General features: G+C 44.7%; 11 protein-coding genes. 7 read left to right on the forward strand and 4 right to left on the reverse strand.

The features are described from left to right. Positions 1-13 precede the first annotated feature (13 nt). From P5704_024305 to P5704_024315, 3 genes are all read left to right on the forward strand, one after another. A complete protein-coding gene (locus tag P5704_024305; GenBank protein ID WOF81922.1) occupies positions 14-439 on the forward strand; it encodes a hypothetical protein in 426 nt (141 codons plus the stop codon). A 16-nt stretch (positions 440-455) separates the two neighbouring features. Beyond that, positions 456-653, forward strand: a complete 198-nt coding sequence (locus P5704_024310) for a hypothetical protein (GenBank protein ID WOF81923.1) — start codon at positions 456-458, stop codon at positions 651-653. Positions 654-761: 108 nt separating this feature from the next. Then, a complete protein-coding gene (locus P5704_024315) occupies positions 762-1,604 on the forward strand; it encodes a hypothetical protein (protein WOF81924.1) in 843 nt (280 codons plus the stop codon). Between the two features lie 102 nt (positions 1,605-1,706). Here the strand turns inward: P5704_024315 and P5704_024320 are convergent, their stop codons facing one another. Further along, positions 1,707-2,939 (reverse strand): hypothetical protein, encoded by a 1,233-nt coding sequence (locus P5704_024320; protein WOF81925.1) that lies wholly within the window; start codon positions 2,937-2,939, stop codon positions 1,707-1,709. A 444-nt stretch (positions 2,940-3,383) separates the two neighbouring features. Between P5704_024320 and P5704_024325 the strand changes: the two genes are divergently transcribed. The 3 genes from P5704_024325 to P5704_024335 are packed head-to-tail and all read left to right on the forward strand — an operon-like array spanning position 3,384 to position 8,641. Then, positions 3,384-4,733: a hypothetical protein gene (locus tag P5704_024325; protein ID WOF81926.1), complete on the forward strand. Its 1,350-nt coding sequence runs from the start codon at positions 3,384-3,386 to the stop codon at positions 4,731-4,733. A gap of 9 nt (positions 4,734-4,742) precedes the next feature. Next, positions 4,743-5,906, forward strand: a complete 1,164-nt coding sequence (locus P5704_024330; protein WOF81927.1) for a hypothetical protein — start codon at positions 4,743-4,745, stop codon at positions 5,904-5,906. Positions 5,907-5,941: 35 nt separating this feature from the next. Next, positions 5,942-8,641 carry a filamentous hemagglutinin N-terminal domain-containing protein gene (locus P5704_024335; protein WOF81928.1) on the forward strand — a complete coding sequence of 900 codons (2,700 nt, stop codon included), beginning with the start codon at positions 5,942-5,944 and terminating at the stop codon, positions 8,639-8,641. A 77-nt stretch (positions 8,642-8,718) separates the two neighbouring features. Here the strand turns inward: P5704_024335 and P5704_024340 are convergent, their stop codons facing one another. Both P5704_024340 and P5704_024345 read right to left on the reverse strand, forming a co-directional pair. Continuing rightward, entirely contained in the window at positions 8,719-9,273 is a 555-nt protein-coding gene (locus P5704_024340) for a hypothetical protein (GenBank protein WOF81929.1), read from the reverse strand. A gap of 154 nt (positions 9,274-9,427) precedes the next feature. After that, positions 9,428-10,093, reverse strand: a complete 666-nt coding sequence (locus P5704_024345; GenBank protein WOF81930.1) for a metallophosphoesterase — start codon at positions 10,091-10,093, stop codon at positions 9,428-9,430. A 158-nt stretch (positions 10,094-10,251) separates the two neighbouring features. On the opposite strand from P5704_024345, the gene P5704_024350 reads away from it, so the two are divergent. Then, positions 10,252-11,310, forward strand: a complete 1,059-nt coding sequence (locus P5704_024350) for a transposase (GenBank protein WOF81931.1) — start codon at positions 10,252-10,254, stop codon at positions 11,308-11,310. A gap of 34 nt (positions 11,311-11,344) precedes the next feature. Here the strand turns inward: P5704_024350 and P5704_024355 are convergent, their stop codons facing one another. Next, positions 11,345-13,468, reverse strand: a complete 2,124-nt coding sequence (locus P5704_024355) for a helicase C-terminal domain-containing protein (GenBank protein ID WOF81932.1) — start codon at positions 13,466-13,468, stop codon at positions 11,345-11,347. Between the last annotated feature and the right edge of the window lie 5 nt (positions 13,469-13,473).

Below are 13,473 nucleotides of genomic sequence, written 5' to 3' on the forward strand. Positions count from 1 at the left end.
TTATAAATTTGGGATGAAAGCATTCGCCAATAGGCTGTTTTATAGAAAAAATCAAACACTGATGGTATTAGATTTATACAAGATTCACGAAACCACAGGAAAAGAACCATTGTCTAGATTAGTTAAAGATGCATGGGTAGACAGCAGTATCTGTGGAAATCGGTGCGCTGTTGCTTATACAATTGCGGTTGAAAATGTAGCATTTCCGCAAAATTTCAATATAAACCCAAAACTGCCTAATGCTATACAGAACGCCATACAAACTCTAGATGAAGAGAAAATTAAATATAGCCCAGCAAGAGCTGCTAAGATAATAGATTACCTACTTCAGGACTTTGATAAGTCAGCTTTAAGAATTCTTAGTGATATTCCACAGAATATTTTATTAAGATCTGATCTTATGAAGAGAGACCTAATATCTAGTGACTTTGAAATCTAGAACAAGTGAGCCATAAATGCACCAGTCAGAATTATTTGAAACAGTAATCGATCTATTCGATAAACATGGAATTAAACTGGTTAGTGGCTGTGACTCGCTAGATATAATTGATGACGAAAATTTTCGTGAATCGAGTTCTAATTTCTATTATGACGCCTTCCAATATGGAATTGAGCTTGAAACAATAGGTTATGCATTGAAAAATGACCAATGATCCCGTTTTTCTAGGGGCTGTGAAAGATAATGCAAAAAAGACTTCATGTATTAATTCTGGGCTAGGCATGTAATATATGGTTATTAATTTAATGAGAGAACAATACTTATGATTTCTTTTGCAAGTCTTCCAGATGACATGAAAGTTTTGATCTCCGATCTGATATGTGGTGCGGATAATTCAGCATCAATACCAGAATACCTGCCTACTCGCATTGTAAAAATTAATGATTTCCCAGTAGTGCCGCTTAATGAATATGATCGGGGAACCCTTTATGCTCGTAAAATGAGAGTAGATGATGTACCCCCTATGATAGTTGCTTACAATCAATTTGTTGACGGAAAACATCGGCGCCTTTCTTTCTCTGAGCAAGGTATTAACAGTGTTACCGTTATTGATCTTACTGGAATTGCTGATCCGCGCATGATCGAAATGTGTTCTATGGGTGAATTAGGAACAGGCATCGTTTTTGACGGCCCCGAGGAAGACCTGGACGCCTTGCGATATGCTGTTTGGGATTACAGACTTAATAGCTTCATAAAAAAGGATGGTTCATTGACTCGATATCTAGTTGAAGCAGATGAGTACTCAAGAAACGAAATTTGCAAACTCTACCCAAGTCAATTTGATTACGTAATATTCATCCCGGATTTTTACGATAACCCGGACATAGAATTGATTGTTGAACAGAATCAGGATAAGGAATGGGTATGGCACTTCGAAGGACACGAAAAATCGGAATCCATTTATTCAACGTGCTCTACCGTTGAGCAATGTATTAAAGAAGCAAAATCCTATGCGTTGTCGCTTATGACAAATACAAGGACTCCTAATCCATTTTACCTTGATGCAACCAGGACGCCTCTTGTAGTTAAAAAACATGAAAGAGAATCTAAAAAAAGCATCACCAGGCGCTCCAGAGAGGATGTGAGCGTTTTTGACTGGGGCTAATCTTGTGTTTTTGACTTTCTTCCACAGGCAGAAATCCTCATGAGCTTGTGGATTATAGTATTTTCCTAAAACTTTTTGTCATAATCCTCAAGCTCATAAGGATTAAATTTTAATAGTCATCTCTTTCGACTCTTCACGTTTTCTTGTGCCAATAAGGGGTTTGGAGTGATCAGCAAGCCTTACGCTTTCTAGAAGATCGCTTCTCAGTGTATAATTTTTATTGACATTAGAAGCTTGATAAGTTTCAGCAGTAAGTACTTCAAGAAACATGAGTTCCTTCTTGATATTAGATTTTAGTTCTTCAGCAAAACCAATAGACCTGAATTTAATTTGGTAATCATTTGTCATAGTGTACTGTTGGTGCAAAGCAAGTTTCTTTAGATTGTAAAATCTGTTTGCATGAGCTTCATCGTAAAATGAATTTTTGCCAAGTATGCTCTCCGCCAGCTCCAGATACGGAATGATAATTCTAGATCCTTTTATTGCATCAGGAGTTCGCAGTTTTTCTGAAACATATTTCATCTCTCTTCCTGATGCTGACCAGTCTTGCAAAATTGAATAAACACCAGGACTTTTAAGAGATATTGAATCGCCATTAAAAAACTCTTTTTTAAATAACAAGTTGCCCAGTTCAATTACCTGTGACTGCTTTTTACCGTATAGGTCTTTAGGATCAATCTTTTCAATAATAGCGTAAACGGCACTGAGCGTTGAGTGGCGCGGGTCAAACTTTGCAGATCTTAGTGGAAGTATAACATTCCCAAAAGTACTCCAGCTTCCCGTTTTACTTGCTCCAATAAGTGTCGATAAGAGGTCAGCATGGGTTTCTCGAATAGCCAGATCCAATGTTCTAACTTGCATTTTGATGTTAGAAAACTCTTTAGAATTTAATAGGCTATTGATTTCATAATTCGACTTTGCAAAGTCGTGACTCAAGCAGTGAGAAACCTCGTGAGTTGAGATGTGCGCCATATACTCTTCGCTTAAGAAAACTAACGCCTCCTTGCCATTTTTATCAAACATGAATTTCATGTCTGAGCTGGTTGGCGACTCTGTGTATACAACGCATGCTCTTTGACCCTCGAACTCTCCCTGTAGGGTAAAGTTTTCACCGAAGGCATGTCTTGTACCAGATGGAAGGTTGAGATTGCTCTCATGACCTTTGAATAGAATTACTTCAGCATTATCTACAGTCTTTGCTGGAATTTTAACGCCGCCTTTAGCTTCTAGATTTTTAAAAAGAGGCGAGGTATTTCCAGCAGCTAGAGCAACTGGAGATGAGAGAAAAGATATAATTGTTGCGGCAGCCAAAAATACTGTTGGGTTTTTGATCATTATGGTTTGCCTTTTCTGTTCGGTTACAATCCGAAAATTCAATGAGTTATCTTCATGATAGATAATTCACTAAACCAAAGCAATTCATAAAAGTATAACTAGTTCTCTTGTAAGCCAAAATCTACAATCGATCAGATTATTCTGGAAATTGAAGCATACATTCCTATTGTGATAAGTATTGCTGAAGATGCCGTTAGAAACAAAATAAAAATATTACTAATCTTTTGAGAGCTGGAGGGCTGTATGCTCATTAATTATTCCACAGGGCTAGGCCAAATGCAGGTTTGTGTACACGCATCATAGCACGCAGTCGGAAACTGTCAATTAATATCATACCGTATCCTTGATGTAAATACTACTCATTTAGGAATTCTCCTTCAAAAGGGCTGGCCTGGTTATCTCCTCTAGCTTAATATCTGTTTATTGACATAACGGAGTATTAAAATGAATACGATGACTAAACTGGCGCTCGGGGTGATGAGTATTGCTCTGCATGGGGCTGCTACGGCTTCAGAATCATCAGAAAAGGCGAGATGCCTAGCGCTTAGCGACATCTCACAGGCAGAATCTTGCCTCCGCGCTTCTGAGCAATACCTGGGCAGGGTCGCGAGGGGTGTGGACGGTCAGAACGTAATTGCTGATAAACCTACTCGAATCGAAGGGGATTATGCTGAGTATCTAGGGGATAATCTGTCTGGAATTCAGTCGCCACTGCTTGCCAAGGCACTGGAAAACGAAGGCAAAAAGCTGGTTGTACGGGTAGGTGCTCCAGATCCGGTGAGCGGCGCTTACGCGGTCTATCTGAGCAGCGCCGACGATGGATATAAAGACTACCAAGGGGCGGTTCTTGCGTCGAACCAGGGCTCAGAAATCACTGGGCGTGACATCATATCCTGGTACAACCGAGCCAGGCTTGGCGAGGGATACGTGCTCATCAGTTCCCTTACTCACGGGATTTCTGATTTTCACGCTGTATCAAAGGGTGGCAAGTACGAAGCAGCATTCCTTGGCCTGGAAAAAGCTCAGAAATTTGGCCTCTTAGAGGTTCAATACCTGTATGCCCTGAACGAGCCGGGTGGTGAATCTAGGCTATATGATTTAGGCGGTGAAACAAATCGCTTATCTTTATCACTAACGAATTGGATGGATCCCAGCCTTTCGCTCAAAAATCAGATCTCCTACACCCACAGAGAGCAGGACTTCGGCGCCTTCAGTCTGACTGAAACGCAAAAATTCTGGATGTACCGACCGGTCATAACCTATTCAAATGGTGTTTCGTCTGTATCGTTGAGCCTTAGTAAAGGGCTAGGCGGTACGCAAGATTACAACCTTATTCCATTGATGGGTACATTCAATCCTCACTTCTGGTCGGGTCAGATAGATGGATCAACCCATATTAGCCTGCCGGAGAATGTCATGCTGAACGCAAGAATTTCAGGCTTCACAGGCTCTGAAGATATGCCTTCATCTGAACGATTTCGCCTTGGCGGTTCAGGGGCGGGTAGCAGCCATGAAAATGGCATCTACTCAGGTTATGAGGGTTTCAGCTATGAGATCGATGCCTCTAAATATCTCGGCCAGTACAGAGGTATTTCATTCTTGACCAAGCTTGGCCTCAACGGTGCGAACGTTGTCACTGCGACCGACAACAAGCTAGGTGTCAATGCAGGCCAAATCGGTCTATCGGCTCGTTATCAGAATTTCACAGTCGATACCTCCTGGAGCAGAAGCCTTTCTACCAAAGGGTTGGAGGCTGATTCAAGGGCTGCCATCGAACTGGCCTGGCGCTACTGAGGATAAAGCATGAAATTTCTGATGTGTTGGGAGTTTGGAATGGATTTAGGCCACATAACCTTTATTAGGACAGTGGCGTCTGGGCTAATTGCTCGGGGACACACGGTGATCGCGGCAGTGAAGGATACGGTGCATGCATACACACAGCTGAATGACCTTCGCGTTACCTGGTTGCAGGCTCCCTATTGCCACTCGATTAAGCTAAACAACCATACCGTGAATCATGCGGATATCCTCGCTGGCCGTGGATACGATGATCCTGTCGCGCTTGCTGGGTTAACCAGGGCCTGGGAATCTATTTTTAAAATGGTAAATCCGGATCGCGTGATATGTGAATCCTCACCAACCGCCGCATTGGTTGCTCGATCATTGCAATTGCCAGTTATTGCTCTTGATAAGGGCTTTTTCATGCCGCCTGTTGCCGATCCATTACCTTCTTTCAGGGAATTTGGGCATACGCCTAGATCAGCCTTGCGAAAAAAAGAGAGAGCGGTGCTTGAAACAATCAACAAAGCACAAGCGATGAATGGCTTTCCGCGACTGGATAAATTCTCAGATTTGTTTAACTACCCATGCCTCTGGCTTACATGGCCAGAGATCAGTCATTTCGGTAAACACAATGAACGCCACCATTTGGGCCCAATTTACAGGGGAACGGGAAAAGGCGAGATATTAAAATGGAAAACTGAAACAGCGCCCCATGTTTTCGCATACCTTAAACCTGGACATCGTTACTCAGTAAGTTTGCTAAGCGATCTGCTTCAACAAGAGTGCGAAATAATTGCATATTTGCCTGAGTGGGAAAAATCTCAGTTAGAAAGGTTACCAAACCAGCATTTGCTAACGGTAAGTGATAAACCAATAAATTTTGATGGCCTTATGGAAGGCGCTGATTTTATGGCGAGTCACACCGGGATTGGCACTGTTCACTCGTTTTTACTTAACGGAAAGCCTCAGCTAATGATCCCTCAGCAGATGGAGCAATATCTTCTCTCAAAAGCGATTGAGCGTTCTGGATTAGGCCTTATTGTGGGAAGTCATGAGGGTCTATTGAATCAAGTAAATATACAAAACGTTTTAGGCCTTAAAGATAATGCCAAGTCATTCGCAGCCGGCAGAAGATCTCCGGTTGAAAATTTCGATATTCTGATGGATAACTTAACCGTTTCTTGATATTAATAGTTCAAACAAATATAAAGGTACTCCTTATGTTTAAACCAACAAAACTTGCAGTATGTGTATCTAGGGCGATTTTCGCTTGTGCCACATTCTCCACTACTGCTGCATATGCTATAGATCCTGGCGCGCTTCCTGATGTGGCGAACGCCACCATTCAGTATGGATCCGCATCTTTTAACGAATCTGGGAAGACGCTTGATATTAACGCGTCTGAATCTACAGGGATAAACGGAAACACCCTAATTAATTGGGGTGGTACAGGATTCAACGTAGGTAAAGATTCAAGCGTTAATTTTCAGACTCAAACTCGCGATTCAATTATCGTAAACCACGACATGTCAGGCTCTTTGAGTACTATTAATGGAAACATTAATTCACATCAAGGGAACATTGTCATTGTAAACCCAAACGGTATTGAGCACACAGGCGGTGGCACTGCTAGCTTGACGCTATTGGCGGGCAGGCCAGGCAGTGAAAATTTCGGCCTTGAAAACGGCGAGAACAGAATCAGCGTAATCTTTGAAGAATCCGCAGACGCCCTGATTACATCTAATATTGAAAACATGGGCTCTCTCGACAACGGCACTCTTGCAATTGAAACAAGCAGGGAAGCCCAAATTCATTCCAATGTTTACAGCTTGTCTCTGCATGGTGGTGATCAAGGTGATTACTACTCTCTCTTCTTGAACCATTCAAAACTTAAGAGCAAATATCTTTCATTTACTGCCCTTCCATATGAAGACAGATACATCCCTGAATACGTTTCGACGCCTGTGATTAGGCTAACAGACAGTATTATTGTTGGTGATTCAGAATCCGATCTGAGCGATCTCCAATTTTCGAGGGGTGGTGGCTGGAATGATTATGGAATTTATGACGACTTCGGCCTAGAAATAAACAGATCTTCCATCAATAACGCTACGTCAAATATCTATAGTTCCTCTTTTATTTACATGAAAGATTCTGACTATAGTGGTAACGCTTCTTGGGCTTCGCAGTCACTTAATTTAACTGACAGTGATTTTTTTGGATTTACTTCTTTAACTTCACGTAACCATGGTCTGGCTGACTGGCAAGAAATGGTCATACAAAATGTAAACTTTACCGGCAGAAACCCTTCTGATTCGGTAATGTTTTACTATCAATCGCCTACGCCTGAAAAAGACTACTTTTTGATCGAGAACAACACCTTCAACAAACTTGACCATGTCAATTTTAGTTTGCAGGAATACGGTTATGCGCCCACTCTTGCTTTAGAAAATGAATACGGAAGCTATGGCGGGGACTACGGCAGCTATGCCGGCGATTATGGTAGTTACGGCGGTGATTACGGTAGTTACGGTGGGGACTACGGTAGCTATGGCGGTGATTACGGCAGCTACGGTGGCGAAGTAAGAGAGCCAAGGTATACGCTACAAATTAACAACATGTATTTCAATGATGTTAATTACCTTGATTATTGGCAGCAAATGACCAATGGTGAGGTTTATCTGGAAGAATTTCACTTGGAAAATGAAACGTCTCCAGAAAACAACTGGAACTATACCACTGTGGGATTTGGTTCTTCGTATGGATCAGGTGGCCTGAATATCGCTAATAGTTCATTTTCTGATGCTAACGGAGTTTTCAGGGTAGAGGGTGACCATGCAAACGGGGCTTTATCTTCGATCAATTATGTAGATATTGACATGGGAGGCTATGTCACGCTCAGGGGCGGTTTGCAACTCAATGGCGTAAATGTAAACACCAAATCTGGAATTTTTATTCATTCTCTTGGTTATGCTGAAGATGCGTTCATTAAAAACAGCACATTCAGGGCTGCTCATGGGAATATTTACTCGACTCTTAACTTCAGCCTTAGTGATCAGGCGGGGCAAGATGTTAGATATATTGTGCCCGAGGATGGAGTGGTGTTTAGTGATTATGATGGGGAAAAATTGGAAACCCCATACTGCAAAGATTTAGGCTCTTGTATTCTCTCATCAACTGGCGAAATGACTGGAGCCAATAATGATGATTCGATCAGCTACATGGCTGGGGAAAAGACCCCTGAGTATCAAGACATCCTATTCTTGAGCGAGGACTCAAATCTAAAAGTGGAAAATACCACGTTCGTGATCGGAGACGGAGACGCAACATCGCTTCCTTCTCCAAGCGATCCAGAAGTTCCTGTGGAACCAGAAGTACCTGTAGAGCCAGAAGTGCCGGTAGAGCCGGAGGTGCCTGCGGAGCCAGAAGTACCTGTAGAGCCAGAAGTGCCGGTAGAGCCGGTAGAGCCGGTAGAGCCGGAGGTTCCAGTAGAGCCAGAAGTACCTGTAGAGCCAGAAGTTCCGGTAGAGCCGGAGGTTCCAGTAGAGCCAGAAGTACCTGTAGAGCCAGAAGTTCCGGTAGGGCCGGAGGTTCCAGTAGAGCCAGAAGTACCTGTAGAGCCAGAAGTTCCGGTAGAGCCGGAGGTTCCAGTAGAGCCAGAAGTACCGGTGGAACCTGAGGTGCCTGTAGAGCCAGAACTACCAGTTGAGCCTAATCCTGAGCAACCTCAGCCAACCGAAAAGGAAATAGCAATAAAAGCGGTCGAGGCGGTTGGAGAGGGCGCTATGGCTAGGCAAGCAGAAATTGTAGTTGTCGATGAGAAGCAAGCACGAGAAGGCTTCATCCGCAGAATCGGCGCATGGTTCGGATTTGGCAATAAATCTGAAGAAGGAGCCAGGATAAAAGTGATTACCGAATAATCACTCTAAACCCCACGAAAGTGGGGTTTTTGTTGATTGATTAAACGGAACCATAAATGAACATTATTTCCAGTTAATCATTTCTTCTTGTATATCTTTAGTTGATCACAGCGATGGGTTGGATATCTGATAAGCCTCGTTGCTTCCTTCATCTCAACAACTGCATCAAAAAACTCATCGGTTGCACACCCGCCCAAGAACGGGAAAGGCTTGCGTGAGTAATCAGTTACTTCCCCAATAAACACTATCGGTGTATCTTTCGTAAGCCATTTTAGGCTTTTAAATAACCCTAGATCTGTCGTTGGCCAGCACACGAGAAGGACATCAAGCCAATCATGATATTTAACGACAGCTGAAATAACATCGAGATCTTCCACATTGAACACGTGCCCAAGATCCGCGCTAAAATCATGCCCCTGGCGCAAGCTGGTTGATTTAATTTCAACCCCACGCTCCGCGAGCAATGATGAAAGATGACCACGTCCAGCATAAACCTCAAGAACCCGCTTATTGGATAAAAAGCCAGAAAGATCGTCGATGAGAGTCTTGCTTAGATAGCCATAAAGCCTTTGACTGACTTGCAAATCTATTGACTTCGAACAGATGCCTTCCGGTAGTTCTTCGTACTTCAATGAAATAAATTCCAACTCGCAAGCCTGTCTTAAAAGCGTTTATTCTATGCACCTTTATTGCTTTGTCAATGAAAGGATTGAATTCGACAAGAAAAGCCAGCGGATCAACACAACCTGAAGATTTTTGCTCTTCATTTGAGGACAATTTCTGAAGCTACAGCTCCATCCAGCTTCGGTATGCCACACCATGTGCCTGAAAGCCCATAGAAGGCCATTTCTCACGGTAATCACGGTTGTCATGATGGTGTCCATGTACGCTTTCTGTTACGCCCAGTGAGCGGGCTAGCTCATCGATTTCCGCAAAGCCGTAAGGGTGGCAGCTTGGCGCTTCATGGGTGACTAAAATATCAGCATTTTCCATTGCTAGCGAAAAGTAGTCGTCTGGAAAAATGCTAGAACGCGCTTTTAACTTCATGCCATCAGCATGCTCTGTGGATTTTCTGGCAAGTAATGGCTGTTTGCAGTATTGGTTGTAATTTTGAATGTCTTGGCTCTCGCCGCCAGGCATCCATACCGATTGACGAAAAACTCCACCCAATCCCGCAACCCTTCGACCATCTACCTCAGCCACACGGGCATGGAGACTCTTATGAGCCAAATCACTTTCGTAGAGATTGCTCCAGAAGATATCCCGGTCGGTGTCGTGATTCCCATGAATGAACCACACATCTGTTTCTTTTAGAATTGGCCTCAACACAAGATGAAGCGGCAAAGGTGCTTCGATGTCTCCAAGCAGAATGATTGCATCAGGCTTTAATAGCCTGACTTGTGCGACAATGTGCCTGAACTCTCCGTGAGGGTCGCCAAAGTAGAGGATCATGACCTGGACTGCCTTTCGTTACATTGATGCGATGCTTAGTTATTTGGGGATTATCAAGCGGGTCGTAAAACCCCGCCGTTCAGGGCGGGGATATAAGACCCCATCGCGAAGCGATCTTTGCCCTTGAAAACGAAAAGGACAACCCTCATCCTTAATGCATGAAAATCATCAAGACACTCAGTGTTCGAATCAAAGACAAGCACGCGCCCGCACTTAAGCGAATGGCGTCGAGTGTCAATTTCGTCTGGAATTACATCAACGACCTCAGCGCCAGATCGATCCGAGAAAGAGGCGTATTCCTCTCCGAGTTCGACCTTCACCCTTACACCAAAGGCGGTGGGAAGCTCCTCGGCCTGCATAGCCAGACGCTTCAGGTGGTCGCCAAGGAGTACGTCACACGCCGCAAGCAATTCAAAAAATACAAATTGAACTGGCGCAAAAGCGTAGGCGTTAAGCGATCTCTCGGGTGGATTCCGTTCAATACAGGCGCCGCCACCTGGAAAAACGGTCAGGTCTACCACAACGGACAATTCTTCAAGGTCTGGGACAGCTATGGTCTGGCCGATTACACATTCCTCGCGGGCAGCTTCAGCGAGGACGCGCGGGGGCGCTGGTATTTTAATGTCGCGGTTGAAGTCAAGCAGGTTAGGCCTTGCGGTACAGGCAAGGTCGGTATTGACCTGGGCCTCAAGACCACGGCTACGTGCAGCGACACGAGCAAGCTTGAGACTGGCAGGTTCTACCGCGACCTACTGCCAAAGCTGAAAATCGCGCAGCGTTCAGGCAACAAGACGCGCTCCCGCGCGCTACATGCCAAGATCAGGAATCGAAGAAAGGATTCGCTACACAAATTCACCACCGAGCTCGTAAAAGCCAATCAGCTTATTGTGATTGGTAACGTCAGTTCGAAAAAACTCGTCAAGACCAAGATGGCCCTGTCTGTGCTCGATGCAGGATGGGGTCAGTTGAAAACACTGCTGGAATACAAATGCGCTTACGCAGGTGGTGTTTTCAAGGTCGCAAACGAAGCCTACACCTCCCAAACCTGTTCGTGCTGTGGCGCCTTGCCCAGCACGAGGCCGAAAGGTATCGCAGGGCTTGGAATAAGAGAATGGACATGTGTGTGCGGTGTCATGCACGACCGCGATATCAACGCGGCCAGGAACATTCTTGCGCTCGGGCATGAGCGTCCCGCTGGGGGAATCCCCGCCCTTTAGGGCGGGGAGGATGTCAAGACTAATCCATGCAAACCTAATCGACTAGCGTATAACCTTTAAGCACCGATCTAAAACTTGAAAGCCACGACTTCTGAATTTCGAGCCGAGCATCCAATACCCATAAGTGCTTCGTTGGGACTTTATCACTACGTACTAGACGGCCAATTCCCTGCCTGAATGCCCAGATGGCTTCAGTGATGTTCACGCTATTTCCAGCTACCTGCGTTCGGCGATGGTGTGTAAGGGTTCTATTTAGGCCAAAAGGCAGGCGTGGTATGACCAAATCTGACAATGTATGATCTTCATGGCCTAACGATGAGTTGCTTAAGTCTACACCTCGCCATGCAGATCCAGTTGCCAGCCAAATAGGTTTGCCAGGGTGAGTCATGAACCTCTGGCGGCATGATGATGCGCTTTGAGACATGCTTTGCGTAATCAACCGGTCTTCAAATTCATTTTTCAATAGTTCTGCAACAGCATCAATTGTGGCGTAGGAGGTAGATAAAAATAAAACCCCGCCTCTGGCGTTTCGTGAAACATCGCTAAGCGCGTGAGCGACCTCATGATGCCATTGATCACTACCATCAGGGATTGTGTGTACACGCCTTCTGTGAAGCAGGACGGGTTTCTTTACCCAGGACGGTATTACTGGAGGCAGAAAAACAGTTCGCTCTTTCGGCACTGATAGCTTCCAACGCATCAAACCCGCATTCAAATCGTTGGTGTAAAGCGTTGCAGAAAAAAGAGCACAGGACTTTGTTTGAGACCAAAGTATTTTAAATGCTTTTTCTAGATTGGATTGACCTACTGTAATGAGCGGATAGCGCTTAATTGGTGTAAGCTCTAATTTTATAGTTGCCATGCCGCTTAATGCGTTTCTTAATAAAGACTTGATCCTGTTAACTGTGCGAGAAGTTTCCCTATCATTTTTTTTGATTTTTAGCGATTCAAGTGACTCAAGTAATTTCTTGGCCGGATCAACGAATAGAGGATATTCATATAACGGCCCAACGGTGTAATCAGCACCGTTTTGGTTTTTCTTTGTCTTGGCCGCATTCTCTATATGTGCCTGAATATGATCACCAAGCAAAACGGCTGCTTTCTTTGCAGCAACCTTACCACCTGCTGTCGATAGATCCAGCTTTGATATGAAACCGCGAATATGGCTTGTTTGGCTGAAAATGCTGGAAAATGCAGACTCTAGATCGTGCGCCTCGTCGACAAGTAATACATCTATATCCCAGTTGAGTACGGGCTGGCTTTTAAGCTGTAGCGCCCTACAATGATATGCCAGCATATGATGAGACATGAGGACGAGATTTGAAGAATCGAGCCTTTCTCTCGTTTTCTCATAGACAGCCTGAGCTGGACAAGCATCCTCATCCGAATCTTCCCCAAGCATGACGGACTGAGCAGGGATGTTCTCGGTTAAGCTCATCGCATCATCCATCAGCCAGCACAGCTCGATGCCAAGAAGTTTGCTGAGACAGATGGCTGATTCGCTTATTGGTTTAGCACCGGCTTCAATCCAATCCATGACCGGCTTGCAGTCTGCCTGAGTGGCCCACTCATCAAGCGCTGAAGGGCTTACAAAGTTCGGCCTGCCGAGTATTACTGCCAATCTTGCTGTCTTATGGTCATCGAAGGATTGCAGATCGGTGATCAGTTTCCACATGATATTTACTGGCGCACTGATTACGGCGCGTTGACCACGTGCTATGGCGTTAAGTGCGTGGTAACAAATCATTCTGCCCTTGCCAGTGCCTGTAGCAGCTTCAGCGAAAACGACCTTTTTGTTAAGAATCGCTTCAGTTGTTTTTTCGGTTAACTTGTGGAGGACTGGGCGAACCTTCGCGAGCCTTGAATCAAGCACGGTCGAATGCTGTTTAGGTGGATCTTCCATCTGCACCATCTGCTGCTCGAAAGCGAATATCAAGCCAGCAGTTAGCCTGGCAGGTGACATGTCGAGCTCAACAGACCTCATTTTTATAATTGAAGCGAGATGAGGAGGGAGATTGGCTGTGAAGCCGACCACCTCATGTGCTGGCACCCTTGTAGGCATCACCCCTGCATCAAGGGCCTTGATCAGAATGTCCCTGGCCCACGGGGCTTTCCCTGTTTCAGGCGGGTTGATCGCACCTATTCGCAAGTATTCCATGCTGC

The organism is Pseudomonas sp. FeN3W (genome assembly GCA_030263805.2).
Taxonomy (GTDB): domain Bacteria; phylum Pseudomonadota; class Gammaproteobacteria; order Pseudomonadales; family Pseudomonadaceae; genus Stutzerimonas; species Stutzerimonas stutzeri_G.